The sequence below is a fragment of the Pseudomonas sp. HD6515 genome (genome assembly GCF_024971855.1).
Taxonomy (GTDB): Bacteria; Pseudomonadota; Gammaproteobacteria; order Pseudomonadales; family Pseudomonadaceae; genus Aquipseudomonas; species Aquipseudomonas alloputida.
Window position 1 is genome coordinate 5772233 of sequence record NZ_CP079827.1, and the last position, 15435, is coordinate 5787667.

Genomic DNA, 15435 nt, shown 5'->3' on the forward strand with positions numbered 1-15435 from the left:
CACGCAATGCAATCAGAACGCTATCAGTGGTTAAACTGTACGGTAGCCGACTAACGGTAGGTCTGCGGAAATTATGTACAGGTTTCCATCGCCCATAAAAAAACCCGCATCGCTGCGGGTTTTTCAGGGTTACCTGTCGATCAGTTGACCTTGGCGGCCAGCTCACCTTTCAGGTAGCGCTGGTACATACCGTCCAAAGAGATCGGCTTGATCTTCGAAGCATTGCCCGCGGTGCCGAAGGCTTCATAACGTGCGATGCACACGTCGCGCATGGCCTTGATGGTTTCACCGAAGAACTTGCGTGGGTCGAACTCGCTCGGGTTCTGCGCCATCAGACGGCGCATGGCACCGGTAGAGGCCAGACGCAGGTCGGTATCGATGTTGACCTTGCGCACGCCGTGCTTGATGCCCTCAACGATTTCTTCGACCGGTACACCGTAGGTTTCTTTGATGTCGCCGCCGTACTGGTTGATGATCGCCAGCCACTCTTGCGGTACCGAGGACGAACCGTGCATCACCAGGTGGGTGTTGGGGATGCGCTTGTGGATTTCCTTGATGCGATCGATGGCCAGCACGTCACCGGTTGGTGGCTTGGTGAACTTGTAGGCACCGTGGCTGGTACCGATGGCGATCGCCAGGGCGTCGACCTGGGTCTTCTTGACGAAGTCGGCAGCTTCTTCCGGGTCGGTCAGCATCTGGCTGTGATCCAGCACGCCTTCGGCGCCGATCCCGTCTTCTTCACCGGCCATGCCGGTTTCCAGCGAACCCAGGCAGCCCAGCTCGCCTTCAACCGAAACGCCGCAGGCGTGAGCCATGGCAACGGTCTGCTGGGTAACGCGGACGTTGTACTCGTAGTCGGTCGGGGTCTTGCCGTCTTCACCCAGCGAGCCGTCCATCATCACCGAGCTGAAGCCCAGCTGGATCGAGCGCTGGCAGACATCAGGGCTGGTACCGTGGTCCTGGTGCATGCACACCGGGATGTGCGGGAACTCTTCGATGGCAGCCAGGATCAGGTGGCGCAGGAATGGCGCACCCGCGTATTTGCGGGCACCGGCCGAAGCCTGAACGATCACCGGGGAGTCGGTCTTGTCGGCCGCTTCCATGATGGCGCGCATCTGCTCGAGGTTGTTGACGTTGAAAGCTGGTACGCCGTAGCCGAACTCGGCGGCGTGGTCCAGCATCTGGCGCATGCTAATGAGTGCCATTGTGTATCTCTCTCCCGACAAGCGTCGTTTGTTTCGTGCAAGCCTGCCGCAGGGGCGGTTGCTGTTCAAGTAGTGTGGGCCACCCTCGCGGCCCGGCCAGTCACGGTGCCTTGCAGCCCCGCCCAATCAGATCGTTGGTTGCCACCCAGTACACCAGGCCTTCTTCGCCCTTGGTGTGGAAGGCCAGCATGCCATCGCTGTACAGCGCACCCGAGGCACCCGGTTCAGCCTTGAGCCGGTACACCTGGTCGCCGCCGCCAAGGCGCACGTCAACCTGGTCACGTTGCGCATCGGCGAAGCGCCAAAGCACCTCAGCCTGGGTGTCGCAGACCCAACGGGTCCAGTTGTCTGCCGGGGCCGGTTGCGCCGGCTGCAGCAGTGAGCATCCTGCCAGTGTCGCCAGGGCCGTCACGGCCAAAAGCGCTTTCATTCAGTCTCCTCGATTTGGGGCTGCTGTGCAGCCCTTCCTCAAGACCACAAATCAGCGTTCAGGTTGCCTATTACCCGATCAAGGGCAACCCGGCGCCTTGCGCTGGTGGTCTTCGTCGTACTTTTCCAGGCCTTCCGGGCCCACGCGCTTGCCGATGACCGGCACAGTCTCGGCCTGCCAGTCGGACTGATAGCAACCGCCCTTGTGCGACTGCGCCGGGTCGGCATCCGAGGCCGGGCTGCCCGCGCAAGCGCTCAGCAGACCGGCCAGCATCATCACAGGCAATTGTTTGACCACCAGGCCACTCCCTTTGCCAAGCGCCGACGTCATCAGGCCTTGGCCCGCTCTTCCAGGATTGCCACAGCTGGCAGGACCTTGCCCTCGACGAACTCGAGGAAGGCGCCACCACCGGTAGAAATGTAGGAGATTTCCTTGCTGACGCCATATTTGTCGATGGCTGCCAGGGTGTCACCGCCACCGGCGATGGAGAATGCGGCGCTGTCGGCGATGGCCTTGGCCAGTACCTTGGTGCCGTTGCCGAACTGATCGAATTCGAATACGCCCACCGGGCCGTTCCACAGAATGGTTTTCGACGATTTCAGCAGCTCGGCGAAATTGGCCGCGGTTTGCGGGCCGATGTCCAGGATCATGTCGTCGGCAGCAACGTCGGCGATGGCCTTGACGGTGGCTTCGGCGGTCTCGGCAAACTCCTTGGCAACCACCACATCAACTGGCAGCGGCACGCTGACCTTGGCGGCAATGGCCTTGGCGGTGTCGACCAGGTCAGGCTCGTACAGCGACTTGCCCACCGGGTGGCCAGCAGCGGCCAGGAAGGTGTTGGCAATACCGCCACCGACGATCAGCTGGTCGCAAACACTGCTCAGGCTGTTCAGCACGTCCAGTTTGGTGGAAACCTTGGAGCCGGCAACGATGGCCGCCATTGGTTTGGCGGGGGCCTTCAGGGCCTTGCCCAGGGCGTCCAGTTCGGCAGCCAGCAGCGGGCCTGCAGCAGCGACTTTGGCAAACTTGGCTACACCGTGAGTGGAACCCTCGGCGCGGTGGGCGGTGCCGAAGGCGTCCATGACGAACACGTCACACAGGGCAGCGTACTTCTGCGCCAGCTCGTCGGCGTTCTTTTTCTCGCCCTTGTTGAAGCGCACGTTCTCGAACAGCACCAGTTCACCGGCCTGTACCGCGACACCGTCCAGATAGTCGGCAACCAGCGGCACGTCACGGCCCAAGGCCTTGCTCAGGTAATCGGCGACCGGCTTGAGGCTGTTCTCGGCAGAGAATTCGCCTTCGGTCGGGCGGCCCAGGTGCGAGCAGACCATTACCGCTGCGCCCTTCTCCAGGGCCAGCTTGATGGTCGGCAGCGCTGCCAGGATACGCGCATCGCTGGCTACCACACCGTCCTTCACAGGCACGTTGAGGTCTTCGCGGATCAGTACGCGTTTACCTTGCAGGTCGAGGTCGGTCATCTTCAACACGGTCATGAATGCAGTCCTTCAGGGCTGTTTGTTGCGGGTTGGGTGAACGACGTGCAGAAAGTGTTCGGCAACGTCGAGCATACGGTTGGCAAAACCCCATTCGTTGTCGAACCAGGCCAGCAGGTTTACCAGGCGGGGGCCGGAAACACGCGTCTGGCTGGCATCGACGATCGCCGAATGTGGGTCATGGTTGAAATCACAGCTGGCGTGCGGCAGCTCGGTGTAAGCCAGCAAGCCTTTAAGCGGACCTTCCAGCGCAGCCTCGCGCAGCACTCGGTTGACTTCGGCCGCACTGGTGTCGCGGGCAGTCTGCAGGGTGATGTCCAGGCACGAGACGTTGACGGTCGGTACACGTACCGCTTTGGCCTGGATTCGCCCGGCAAGTTCCGGAAGCAGGCGCTCGATGCCACGCGCCAGGCCAGTGGACACAGGAATCACCGACTGGAAGGCCGAACGCGTGCGGCGCAGGTCTTCGTGGTGATAGGCATCGATCACCGGCTGGTCGTTCATCGCCGAGTGGATGGTGGTGATCTGCACATATTCGATGCCGAACGCCTGGTCCAGCACACGCAGCAGCGGCACGCCGCAGTTGGTGGTGCACGAGGCGTTGGACACCAGGCGCTCGTTGCCGGTAAGGCAGGCCTGGTTGATGCCGTAGACCACCGTGGCGTCAACGTCGGCCTCGCTGGCCATGGGCTGCGAGAACAGCACCCTTGGCGCACCGGCGTCGAGGAAACGCTGGCCATCGGCACGGGTGTTATAGGCACCGGAGCACTCCAGCACCAGGTCGATGCCCAGCGCAGCCCAGTCGATGCCTTCGGGGGTGGCACTGCGCATTACCTTCACGCAATCGCCATTGATGTGCAGACAGTCGCCGTCGACCTTGACCTCGCCGGGAAAACGCCCGTGGGTGGAGTCGAAGCGTGTCAGGTATTCCAGGCTGGCCTGATCGGCCAGATCGTTCAGCGCGACGATCTCGAAACCGGCCTTTGCCCCCCGCTCGAACAGCGCGCGCAGGACACAGCGGCCGATACGGCCATAACCGTTGAGTGCAACTTTGTAGGGACGCGGGTGGGGCATTGGTTGGCTCGCTAACGCATGATGGCTTTGGGGCCGCGTTGCGGCCCATCGCGACGCAAGGCCGCTCCCACAGGGACCGCGCCATCCGGAGGACAGCACCGTTTCTGTGGGAGCGGCCTTGCGTCGCGATGGAGGGCAAAGCCCTCCCCTTGCACGACCTGGAGGGCGTCACTGCCCTCCATTTGTTACATCAGTCTTCCAGCAGCTCTTCGGCAGTACCGAGGATGTTCTCCAGGGTGAAGCCGAACGCTTCGAACAATGCCGAAGCCGGCGCCGACTCACCGTAGGTGGTCATGCCGATGATACGACCTTCCAGGCCGACGTACTTGTACCAGAAGTCAGCGTGGGCAGCTTCGATGGCGATGCGCGCACCGACTTCCAGCGGCAGCACGGACTGCTTGTAGGCAGCGTCCTGGGCATCGAACACGCTGGTGCACGGCATGGAAACCACGCGCACCTTGCGGCCTTGCTCGGTCAGCTTGTCGAAGGCCTGAACAGCCAGGCCCACTTCGGAACCGGTGGCGATCAGAATCAGTTCAGGCTCGCCGGCGCAGTCCTTGAGCACATAGCCACCGCGGCTGATGTCGGCGATCTGCTGGGCATTGCGGTCCTGGTGCTGCAGGTTCTGGCGCGAGAAGATCAGCGCCGATGGGCCGTCCTTGCGCTCCAGGGCGTTTTTCCAGGACACGGCGGATTCCACCGCGTCGGCCGGGCGCCAGGTGTCCAGGTTCGGGGTGCTGCGCAGGCTGGTCAGCTGCTCGATCGGCTGGTGCGTCGGGCCGTCTTCGCCCAGACCGATGGAGTCGTGGGTGTACACGTGGATCACGCGCTGCTTCATCAGGGCCGACATGCGCACGGCGTTGCGGGCGTATTCCATGAACATCAGGAAGGTCGCGCCGTAAGGCACCAGGCCACCGTGCAGGGCAACGCCGTTCATGATGGCGGTCATGCCGAACTCGCGCACGCCGTAGAACACGTAGTTGCCGCTGGCGTCATTGGCTTCGACGCCCTTGCAACCTTTCCACAGGGTCAGGTTGGAGCCGGCCAGGTCAGCCGAACCGCCGAGGAACTCGGGCAGCAGCGGGCCGAAGGCGTTCAGGGCGTTCTGGCTGGCCTTGCGGCTGGCGATGGTTTCGCCTTTGGCAGCCACTTCGTTGATGTAGGCCTGGGCCTTTTCGCTGAAGTCGGCCGGCAGCTCGCCGCTGGCACGGCGCTTGAACTCGGCAGCCAGCTCCGGGTAGGCCTTGGCGTAGGCGTCGAAGCGCTGGTTCCACTCGGCTTCAACCTTGGCACCGGCGGCCTTGGCATCCCACTCGGCGTAGATGTCGGCCGGGATTTCGAACGGGCCGTGGTTCCAGTTCAGGGCCTGGCGGGTCAGGGCGATTTCGTCGTTGCCCAGCGGGGCGCCGTGGCAGTCTTCCTTGCCCTGCTTGTTCGGCGAACCGAAACCGATGGTGGTCTTGCAGCAGATCAGGGTCGGGCGATCGCTCTTGCGGGCGGTCTCGATGGCCATCTTGATTTCTTCGGCATCGTGGCCGTCGACGTTGCGGATCACCTGCCAGTTGTAGGCCTCGAAGCGCGCGGGGGTGTTGTCGGTGAACCAGCCGTGCACTTCGCCATCGATGGAGATGCCGTTGTCGTCATAGAAGGCGATCAGCTTGTTCAGGCCCAGGGTGCCGGCCAGCGAGGCGACTTCATGGGAGATACCTTCCATCATGCAGCCGTCGCCGAGGAACACGTAGGTGTTGTGGTCGACGATGGTGTGGCCGTCACGGTTGAACTGGGCAGCCAGTACTTTTTCTGCCAGGGCGAAGCCCACGGCGTTGGCGATACCCTGGCCGAGCGGGCCGGTAGTGGTTTCAACGCCTGGGGTGTAGCCGTACTCCGGGTGGCCCGGGGTGCGGCTGTGCAGCTGGCGGAAGCCTTTGATGTCATCGATGGTGACGTCGTAGCCGGTCAGGTGCAGCAGCGAGTAGATCAGCATCGAACCGTGGCCGTTGGACAGCACGAAGCGGTCACGGTCGGCGAACTTCGGGTTGCTCGGGTTGTGCTTCAGGTAGTCGCGCCAAAGCACTTCGGCGATATCCGCCATGCCCATGGGGGCACCTGGGTGGCCGCTGTTGGCCTTTTGCACGGCATCCATGCTGAGGGCACGAATGGCGTTGGCACGTTCACGACGGCTGGGCATCGCTGATCTCCTAGGGGGCTTGAATAGGTGGTGTCACGAAAAAGGCGGCCATTTTCGCCCACTGGGGGCGCTTGGGGCAAACATTTAAGCGCCAAGCGCCAGCTTTAAGCCGCAACTGAAGAAGCAGAGCGCGACTCGGGGCGCCCCAAAGCGTGTCACTGAGGCTTTCGGCTTACAGCTCATCGCCAATATCAAAACTTTTTGATATTGGCCTTGCTAGGGCATCGATGCCTGTCTAGACTGCCGCCCCATGAACCTCCGTGCGCAATCGATCCCCGAGCAACGCGAAACATTGGCCGCCCTGTGCAAAGCCAGTGGCGATGCGTTGCGCCTGAACGTATTGCGCGCACTGGCCAACGACTCGTTCGGCGTGCTGGAGCTGGCGCAGATCTTCGACATCGGCCAGTCGGGCATGAGCCATCATCTCAAGGTGCTGGCTCAGGCCGACCTCGTGGCAACCCGCCGCGAAGGCAACGCCATCTTCTACCGCCGTGCCCTGCCCGATGGCCTGCGCCTGGGGGGGCGGCTGCACGCGGCGCTACTCGAAGAAGTCGACGACCTGGCCCTGCCGCCCGATGTGCAGGCGCGCATAGCCCATGTACAGCAGCGCCGGGCGGCCACCAGTCAGGACTTCTTCCTGCGCGTGGAAGAGAAGTTCCGTGCCCAGCAGGACCTGATCGCCGGCCTTCCGCAGTACCGCGACAGCCTGCTGGCGCTACTCGACAAACTGCATTTCGACCCGGCCGCCAGCGCGCTGGAAGTCGGGCCCGGCGACGGTGGCTTCCTGCCCGACCTGGCCCGGCGCTTCGCCCAGGTCACCGCCCTGGACAACAGCCCTACCATGCTCGAGCTTGCGCGCCAGGTGTGCCAGCGCGAAGGGCTCGACAACGTGAACCTGCAGTTGGCCGATGCACTGGGTGCAACGGATCTGGCCGCCGACTGCGTTGTGCTGAACATGGTGCTGCACCATTTCAGCGACCCGGCCTTGGCCTTGCGCCAGCTGGCCAAACGGGTGAAGGCAGGCGGCAGCCTGCTGGTCACCGAACTGTGCAGCCATGACCAGGGGTGGGCGCGCGAAGCCTGCGGCGACCTCTGGCTGGGCTTCGAACAGGACGACCTGGCGCGCTGGGCCAACGCTGCCGGGCTGGCCCATGCGGACAGCCTGTACGTGGGCTTGCGTAACGGTTTCCAGATCCAGGTCCGCCATTTTCAGCGGACGGCTGGCGACATACACCATCGGTAAATTTCAGGAACCTTCGAGATGAGCGAATACTCCCTTTTCACCTCCGAGTCCGTGTCCGAAGGGCATCCGGACAAGATCGCCGACCAGATTTCGGACGCTGTCCTTGATGCCATCATCGCCCAGGACAAATACGCCCGCGTAGCCTGCGAAACCCTGGTCAAGACCGGTGTCGCCATCATCGCCGGCGAAGTCACCACGTCGGCCTGGGTCGACCTGGAAGACCTGGTGCGCAAAGTCATCATCGACATCGGCTACAACAGCTCCGACGTCGGCTTCGACGGCGCCACCTGCGCCGTGATGAACATCATCGGCAAACAGTCGGTAGACATCGCCCAGGGCGTGGACCGCTCCAAGCCGGAAGACCAGGGCGCCGGTGACCAGGGCCTGATGTTCGGCTACGCCAGCAACGAAACCGAAGTCCTGATGCCTGCACCGATCTGCTTCTCGCACCGTCTGGTAGAACGCCAGGCCGAGGCGCGCAAGTCCGGCCTGCTGCCATGGCTGCGCCCGGACGCCAAGTCGCAGGTCACCTGCCGCTACGAGAACGGCAAAGTGGTCGGTATCGACGCCGTGGTGCTGTCGACCCAGCACAACCCGGAGGTTTCGCAGAAAGACCTGCAAGAAGCCGTGATGGAGCTGATCGTCAAGCACACCCTGCCGGCCGAACTGCTGCACAAGGGCACCCAGTACCACATCAACCCGACCGGCAACTTCATCATCGGTGGCCCGGTGGGTGACTGTGGCCTGACCGGCCGCAAGATCATCGTCGACTCCTACGGCGGCATGGCCCGCCACGGTGGTGGCGCGTTCTCCGGCAAGGACCCGTCCAAGGTCGACCGCTCTGCCGCCTACGCCGGCCGCTACGTGGCCAAGAACATCGTCGCCGCCGGCCTGGCCGAGCGTTGCGAGATCCAGGTGTCGTACGCCATCGGCGTGGCCCAGCCGACCTCCATCTCGATCAACACCTTCGGCACCGGCAAGGTCTCCGACGACAAGATCATCCAGCTGGTGCGTGAGTGCTTCGACCTGCGTCCATACGCCATCACCACCATGCTCGACCTGCTGCACCCGATGTATCAGGAAACCGCTGCCTACGGCCACTTCGGCCGCACCCCGCAGCAGAAGACTGTCGGCGACGACACCTTCACCACCTTCACCTGGGAGCGCACCGACCGCGCCCAGTCGCTGCGTGACGCTGCCGGCCTGTAAGCCTCCTACAGCGCCAGACGAAAGCCCCTGCCGAGCGATCGGCAGGGGCTTTTTTATATTGCGCGCAGCAATCTGACCCCAAATGCTGGATTAAATCCTGAATGGGGTCGAGCGCTGCTTTTCAACGCTGAGCGAGAAATACGACAAGCGACAGGCACATGCAAGTATCAAAGATCAGGGAGACGTGTTGGCGAGACGAGCCTTATAAGTGTGCGTAGCGGCACCTGATAAAAATGCTAGTTGTGGTGAATTTTTTCGGTGCGTAGAGTAAAAAAGCTTCTGCAGTTCTTCTACTTCTGGAGGTTGCCATGAACAAACACGAGCTGATTTTGCCTAATGAATGGCTGGTACATGCTGTCGAAATTAACCTTTTAGCTTACGACTCCTCCCGGGAGGGCCATCAAGATCTTCTGTTCCTTTTCGCAACCGACAAAGATGGCACAGCACATGAATTCACCGTGACGGCGCCAGCGATGCGGTACGTGGCAATGGAGGCATACAATGCTCTTAAAACCGGCTCGGTAGATGAAGTCGTGTTACGCATTACGGATATCGATAACCATCTGTACGCGCTATATATTTGATAGTTAAAGTTTTGCAGATCGCGCCCTAGAATGTGGCGTAACAGAACCAGCCAAATGTACCCTGCGGACGAAAGACGATGGTCATCGTGGTCCTTGGCTAATATTGAGTTTGCGGCCTTAAACTTAACGGAGAAAACCACGATGACCAAGCCCACTATCGCATTGAATGAGTGGGTTTTATAAAGCGGCAGACGCTGGCCTTTCTCACGCATTGACGTGGTCGTCGAAAACAACTTCCACCACTTCACCTGTATCACTCAGTCACGCCCAAATAAAAAATGGGCGTATGTTTTGAAAATTGGGTGGCTGCCAGGAGTTCGCCACAGCAGTCCCAGCGCCTGTGAGATCGAGCGCCACCTCAATCCTCAAGACAGCCCCTCGGACATATCACCTGACAACCTCGCACTTCACCCACCGCACTACCTGCCTACGCTGAGGACTCACCCCGCCAAGCAAGGATGCTGGCCATGCCGCTGATGCTGTTACTAACTCTGATGCTGTTGCTAAACGCCCCCCAGGCCTGGGCCACCTCATGCCCCGACTGGACCCCGCAACAGGCCAAGGCCGAAGTTGCGCAACTGCGCGCCACGCTTGCCCGATGGGACGAGCACTACCATCGCCAGGGTGTTGCCCTGGTCGCCGATGAACTGTACGACCAAAGCCGCGAGCGCCTGAACCACCTGCAGCAGTGCTTCGCGGTTGGCACCAGCCCCTCCCCCCTGGCCAGCGCTCGCGGCCCGGTCCCCCACCCCGTGCCGCATACCGGCGTTGACAAGCTGGCAGACCGCCAGGCCGTGGCGCGATGGATGGCCGGCAAGAGCGGCGTGTGGGTACAGCCCAAGGTCGACGGCGTAGCCGTTTCCCTCACCTACCAACAGGGCCGATTGGTGCAGCTGACCAGCCGGGGGGACGGTGTACACGGCCATGACTGGAGCCGACACATCCCACAGCTCGGCGCTGTCACCCGGCAGTTGCCCGAGGCGGTGGACCTGCACTTGCAAGGTGAGCTGTATCTGCGCCTGGACGAACATGTGCAAGCCAAGGCAGGCAGCGCCAACGCCCGGGGTACCGTGGCAGGGCTGCTCGCACGCAAGCAACTGACCGGCGCACAAGGCAACGCTATCGGCCTGTTCGTGTGGGGCTGGCCGCACGGCCCCGAGCAACAGGCCGAACGCCTCGCCCAGCTGGCACGGCTGGGGTTTCCGGACAGCCAGCTTTACAGCATCGCCATCGACACGCTGGAGGATGCAGCACACTGGCGCGAGCACTGGTATCGCTCTGCTCTGCCCTTCGCCACCGACGGTGTAATCCTGCGCCAGGGCAGCCGACCACCTGCCGAGCGCTGGCAGGCCAAGGCGCCCTACTGGATCGCGGCCTGGAAGTATCCCTATGCACAAGCCTTGGCCGAAGTACGCGACGTGCGCTTTCGGGTTGGCCGCACCGGCAGGGTCACGCCCGTGTTGCACTTGCTGCCGGTAACCCTGGACGACCGACGGATTACCCAGGTAAGCCTGGGTTCGCTGGCGCGCTGGCACACCCTCGACATCCGCCCCGGCGACCAGGTGGCCATCAGCCTGGCCGGGCTGACCATTCCACGCCTGGAGCAAGTGGTGCATCGCACGGTCGAACGCCAGGCGGTCGCCGCGCCTGCGCCCGACCGCTATCATGCCCACAGCTGCTGGCAAGCCAGCGAGGGCTGTGATGAGCAGTTCATTGCCCGCCTCACCTGGCTTGGCGGTAAACAGGGCCTGGCCTTGCCCCGCACCGGGCCCGGCACATGGCGTCGGCTGGTCGAAGCTGGCTTGGTAACGTCCATGACCGATTGGCTGCAGCTCGATGCCGAGCGCCTGCAGCAGGCCCCCGGCATCAGCAGACTCACCGCGGCACACCTGCTGGGCAGTTTCGACGAAGCCCGCTCACGCCCCTTCGATCAATGGCTGCGCGCCCTTGGCGTGCCCATTGGCAAGCATTTGCCACTGGCTGGCGACTGGCAGGCGCTGGCTTCACGCAGCGCCGGGCAATGGCAAACCGTGCCCGGCATCGGCGCAAAACGCTCGCGCCAACTTGTGGAATTTTTCGCAGCCTCCGAGGTGCAAGCCATTGCCGCACAGTTGGCCGAAGCCGGCATAGAAGGTTTCCGGACCCCACCCCAGCGCATTGAGCAATGATTTTTTACCAAATAGTGCGTAGGAAAAACCCGAGACTCCGGCAGAAAACCTCATCAAGGGTTTCTAAATGGGCAAAACCAAGGCAGGATTTCCCCCAACTTTTGCTGCCCCGCCCCGTTAGGGAGGCTTTTCATGAAACGTATTTCGACTCTTTTCCTGCTCGCAACACTGGGCCTGGCCGCGGGTACTACTCAGGCTGCCCAGCCGGATGCCGGCCTGACCGGTTGTGCCGCCAAGCGCAGCGCCATCGAAAACCAGCTGAAAATTGCCCGTGACCACGGTAACAGCGACCAGGTTGCAGGGCTGGAGGAAGCCCTGCGCGGTGTGGACAACTGCACCGACGCCAGCCTGCGCAAGGAACGTGAGCAGAAGGTGCTCGATGCGCGTCACGAAGTGGCGCAGCGGGAAAAGGACTTGAAGAAGGCAGAGAAGAAAGGCGACGCCGAGAAGATCAACAAGCGCAAGGACAAGCTGGCCGAGTCGCGTAAAGAGCTGCAGGAAGCGGTCGACGATCTCGACCGCTAAGGCATCTGGCCGGCAAGCCTGGTCTTTGTGGGAGCGGCCTTGTGTCGCGATAGGGCCGCGCGACGGCTCCAGCTATGCATGCATTTTTGCTGAAATCCCGGGGCCGCTGAGCGGCCCTATCGCGACACAAGGCCGCTCCCACAGGAATTTGTACAAGCCCCGAAGGTTTGCGCAAGCACAGCCATTCAATGATTACGAAATTCGCTATGACAGGCCTTGCACGCAGCCTCGACCTTGTCCATCGGTGCCTTCAGTTGCGCAGCATCCAGTGGCTGATTGCGGGTGGCATCAACCAGTTCGCCGGTGACGCCTTCAAGCTGCCGAGCCAGGTCATGAAACCGCGCCTGGCGCTCCCACACGTCGGCGCGGGCGGCGCTGTCACCACCATCGCGCGCCTGTGGAAAATGCTGCCACGGCTGATGCGACAGGCTGTCCAGCTTCAGCGCACCGTCGGCAAACTTTACCCCGTCGAACGGCAACCGGCCACGCAGCATGCCCCCCAGGTCTTCGCTGGTCTTGAGCATGTCCTTGAAGATCACCTTGCGTTTACCCAGCGGCGAGTTCGGGTCAACCCGGTCACACCCCGTCAAAGCCCCTACCAGGGCAAGTGCAGCCAGCAGAACAACGGTCAATCGCTTCAACATCACGCTCACTTCGGCCTACGCAAATGGGCGGCCAGTATCGCTGCCACTGGGCCAAACACCAATAGCCACATAAAAGACAGGGGCGAACCTTCATGTTCGCTCATGACAGGAATGCACACATGAAATCTGCCCTGCGCCACTTGGCCTGGACTCTGCCGGTGCTGGCTTTGCTGGCCGGCTGCAACGGCGGCGAGAGCGCCAAGCCCGAGCCCCACGCTGTCGCCACCTATGCCCCGGCCACTTGGAAAGACTTGCCGGCGGTCAGCGATGAAGACCTGCTGGCCGGCTTTTATGCATGGCGCAACGGCTGCGAAAAACTCAAGCGCGACCCGGTGTGGGCCGCCACCTGCGAAGCGGCCGGCAGCGCCACAGCCAGCGCCGCCCAAGTGCGTACCTTCCTTGAACAGAACCTGCAGGTGTACGGCCTGCGCTCTGCAGAGAACAATGCCAACGGCCTGATTACCGGCTACTACGAGCCGGTCTACCCTGGCAGCCTGAGCCAATCGGCAACCAACCATGTGGCGGTCTACGGCATCCCTGATGACATGATCGTGGTCGACCTGGCCAGCGTGTACCCCGAACTGAAGGGCAAACGCCTGCGCGGCCGTCTGGAGGGTCGGGTGCTCAAGCCCTATGACACGGCCGAGGTCATCAACCGTAACGGCGTCCAGGCACCGGTGCTGGCCTGGCTGACCGACCCGATGGACCTGCAGTTCCTGCAGATCCAGGGTTCTGGCCGGGTGCAACTGGAAGACGGCCGTCAACTGCGCCTGGGCTACGCCGACCAGAACGGCCACCCCTATCGGCCGATCGGCCGCTGGCTGGTGGAGCAGGGTCAGCTGAAAAAAGAAGACGTGAGCATGGGCGCCATTCATGCCTGGGCCCAGGCCAACCCGCAGCGCGTACCAGAGCTGCTGGCCAGCAACCCCAGCTACGTATTCTTCAGCACCCGCCCGGACAGCAACGAAGGCCCGCGCGGCTCGCTGAACGTACCGCTTACCGCCGGCTACAGCGTGGCCATCGACCGCAAGGTGATTCCCCTGGGCAGCTTGTTGTGGCTGTCTACCACACGCCCGGACGGCTCGCCGGTGGTACGACCGGTTGGCGCGCAAGACACCGGCGGGGCGATTACCGGCGAAGTGCGTGCCGACCTGTTCTGGGGCACTGGGCCGGAAGCCGGCGAACTGGCCGGGAACATGAAGCAGCAAGGGCAGATCTGGATGCTGTGGCCCAAGGGCCAGCCACTGCCTGAAGTGCCCAAGGTACCTTGACCGTTGCTGCCTTCTTCGCGGGAGCTGCCCGCGAAGAAGGCCACTCGGTTTCAGATGGAAACCACGAAGAACGACACGATCAGTGCCAAACCGGCAAGCCACACCAGCGACCGCAAGGCAGCCCAGTCGGCCAGGTAGCAGATGATGTAAAGCAAGCGGCTGGTGATATACATCACCCCCAGTACATCCTGGGTCACCTGCTCGGCATTGCCGACGATATCCGCCACAAGCACCGCCGCAGCAAATGCCGGAAACGCTTCGTAGCCATTCTGCTGCGCAGCATGGGCACGCCGTGGCAGGCCCGACAAGGTATCGAGGAAGGCTCGCGGATCGTGATTGTCCTTGAGGCCGAAGCGGCCGCTGCTCGCCTTGGCGATCAAGGCACAAAGCGGGTTCAACAGCAGGGCAATCAGGATGCACCACAGGGCAACAGTCATGGACAGGACTCCTTGTTCAGTCTTCAGGTCAAAGCTTCATTACCAGCATGCCGGCCAATACCAGCCCGCAAGCTAGGAGTCTCGGCCCGCCAAAAGGTTCTTTGAGGTAGCGCATACCCAGCAGCACCACCAGGATCACGCTCAATTCCCGCAGTGCCGCCGCTTCGGCCACAGACCCCAGGTGCATGGCCCACAGCACCAGGGCATAGCTGAACAATACGCAGAACCCTACCGCCAACCCAAGGCGCCATTGGGTTCGCCAGAACAGTACGAATGGCGCCCGCCGCGCTACGCTCGCCAACAACGGGAATTGCCAGGCGCTGAGCAGGGTCAGCCAGACCAGGTAATCCCACGGTTTGCCCCACAGGCGCACGGCCTGGCCGTCGAACCAGGTGTAGCAACCAATGCACAGGCCAATCAAGGCAACCACCGGCAGCATCGACCATGGTAGCCGGTCACCGCCGCCGCCCTGCCACAACAGACAGGCCATGCCACAGGGGATCAACAGGATACCGATGATCTGCTGCTGGCTCAGCGATTCCCCGGCAAAGGCCAGGGTCAGCCCCAGCACCACCAACGGCGACAGCCCGCGCATCAGAGGATAGACCAGCCCCAGGTCGCCCACGCGGTAGGCCTGGATCAGCAAATAACGGTACAACTGCTCAGCCAGTGCCGAAGCAACCAACCAAGGCCAGATTTCAGCAGGCGGAACATCCACGAAGGGCACCGCCAGCACCGCGAAGGCCAGCGCTACCGTGTCCATGCTGGCGATGACCAGCAAGCGCTCGCCGCTGAATTTGATCAATGTATTCCAGGTCGCATGCAGCAGGGCGGCCACCAGCACCAGAGAGGTTGCCAACACGCCTTCGTATCCTTGTGAGGGTTTTCGGAGGTTGAATATATAGCGTTCCCAAGCGTCGCTGTGCGCCTCTTGTGTGGGAACGTTTCCAAGGAATTCGGTCAA

General features: G+C 62.3%; 15 protein-coding genes. 6 read left to right on the forward strand and 9 right to left on the reverse strand.

Annotated features, from left to right (window positions below; all coding sequences use genetic code 11):
* Positions 1-140 precede the first annotated feature (140 nt).
* The 6 genes from fba to tkt all read right to left on the reverse strand — a co-directional run bounded on the left by fba (position 141) and on the right by tkt (position 6390).
* Positions 141-1205: a class II fructose-bisphosphate aldolase gene (gene fba, locus KW568_RS26555; RefSeq protein ID WP_003249389.1), complete on the reverse strand. Its 1065-nt coding sequence runs from the start codon at positions 1203-1205 to the stop codon at positions 141-143.
* Between the two features lie 100 nt (positions 1206-1305).
* Entirely contained in the window at positions 1306-1635 is a 330-nt protein-coding gene (locus KW568_RS26560) for an MliC family protein (RefSeq protein WP_004576614.1), read from the reverse strand.
* 78 nt (positions 1636-1713) lie between these two features.
* Positions 1714-1965, reverse strand: a complete 252-nt coding sequence (locus KW568_RS26565) for a hypothetical protein (protein WP_003249384.1) — start codon at positions 1963-1965, stop codon at positions 1714-1716.
* Positions 1965-3128, reverse strand: coding sequence for a phosphoglycerate kinase (locus KW568_RS26570; protein WP_003249382.1), 1164 nt, complete (start codon positions 3126-3128; stop codon positions 1965-1967). Before KW568_RS26570 ends, KW568_RS26565 begins: the two co-directional genes overlap by 1 nt.
* 12 nt (positions 3129-3140) lie before the next feature.
* Positions 3141-4202 carry an erythrose-4-phosphate dehydrogenase gene (gene epd / locus KW568_RS26575; protein WP_004576615.1) on the reverse strand — a complete coding sequence of 354 codons (1062 nt, stop codon included), beginning with the start codon at positions 4200-4202 and terminating at the stop codon, positions 3141-3143.
* A gap of 190 nt (positions 4203-4392) precedes the next feature.
* On the reverse strand, positions 4393-6390 hold the full coding sequence (tkt, locus tag KW568_RS26580) for a transketolase (RefSeq protein ID WP_004576616.1): 1998 nt from the start codon (positions 6388-6390) through the stop codon (positions 4393-4395).
* A 250-nt stretch (positions 6391-6640) separates the two neighbouring features.
* Between tkt and KW568_RS26585 the strand changes: the two genes are divergently transcribed.
* The 5 genes from KW568_RS26585 to KW568_RS26605 all read left to right on the forward strand — a co-directional run bounded on the left by KW568_RS26585 (position 6641) and on the right by KW568_RS26605 (position 12119).
* The gene (locus KW568_RS26585) at positions 6641-7633 is read left to right on the forward strand and encodes a metalloregulator ArsR/SmtB family transcription factor (RefSeq protein WP_004576617.1); all 993 of its coding nucleotides are present in this window, start codon (positions 6641-6643) and stop codon (positions 7631-7633) included.
* A gap of 18 nt (positions 7634-7651) precedes the next feature.
* Positions 7652-8842, forward strand: a complete 1191-nt coding sequence (gene metK / locus KW568_RS26590; RefSeq protein ID WP_003249375.1) for a methionine adenosyltransferase — start codon at positions 7652-7654, stop codon at positions 8840-8842.
* 308 nt (positions 8843-9150) lie between these two features.
* On the forward strand, positions 9151-9426 hold the full coding sequence (locus KW568_RS26595) for a hypothetical protein (protein WP_004576618.1): 276 nt from the start codon (positions 9151-9153) through the stop codon (positions 9424-9426).
* A 467-nt stretch (positions 9427-9893) separates the two neighbouring features.
* On the forward strand, positions 9894-11594 hold the full coding sequence (ligB, locus tag KW568_RS26600; RefSeq protein WP_004576619.1) for an NAD-dependent DNA ligase LigB: 1701 nt from the start codon (positions 9894-9896) through the stop codon (positions 11592-11594).
* Positions 11595-11726: 132 nt separating this feature from the next.
* The gene (locus KW568_RS26605) at positions 11727-12119 is read left to right on the forward strand and encodes a DUF1090 domain-containing protein (RefSeq protein ID WP_004576620.1); all 393 of its coding nucleotides are present in this window, start codon (positions 11727-11729) and stop codon (positions 12117-12119) included.
* 185 nt (positions 12120-12304) lie between these two features.
* On the opposite strand, the gene KW568_RS26610 is transcribed toward KW568_RS26605, so the two are convergent.
* Complete coding sequence (locus KW568_RS26610; RefSeq protein ID WP_003249371.1) at positions 12305-12763, reverse strand: cytochrome c; 459 nt, start codon at positions 12761-12763, stop codon at positions 12305-12307.
* A gap of 119 nt (positions 12764-12882) precedes the next feature.
* On the opposite strand from KW568_RS26610, the gene KW568_RS26615 reads away from it, so the two are divergent.
* The gene (locus KW568_RS26615; RefSeq protein WP_004576621.1) at positions 12883-14034 is read left to right on the forward strand and encodes a murein transglycosylase A; all 1152 of its coding nucleotides are present in this window, start codon (positions 12883-12885) and stop codon (positions 14032-14034) included.
* Between the two features lie 50 nt (positions 14035-14084).
* Here KW568_RS26615 and KW568_RS26620 read toward each other — a convergent pair whose 3' ends face one another.
* A complete protein-coding gene (locus KW568_RS26620; protein WP_003249368.1) occupies positions 14085-14471 on the reverse strand; it encodes an MAPEG family protein in 387 nt (128 codons plus the stop codon).
* Positions 14472-14499: 28 nt separating this feature from the next.
* Positions 14500-15333 (reverse strand): EamA family transporter, encoded by an 834-nt coding sequence (locus KW568_RS26625; RefSeq protein WP_003249366.1) that lies wholly within the window; start codon positions 15331-15333, stop codon positions 14500-14502.
* Positions 15334-15435 lie beyond the last annotated feature (102 nt).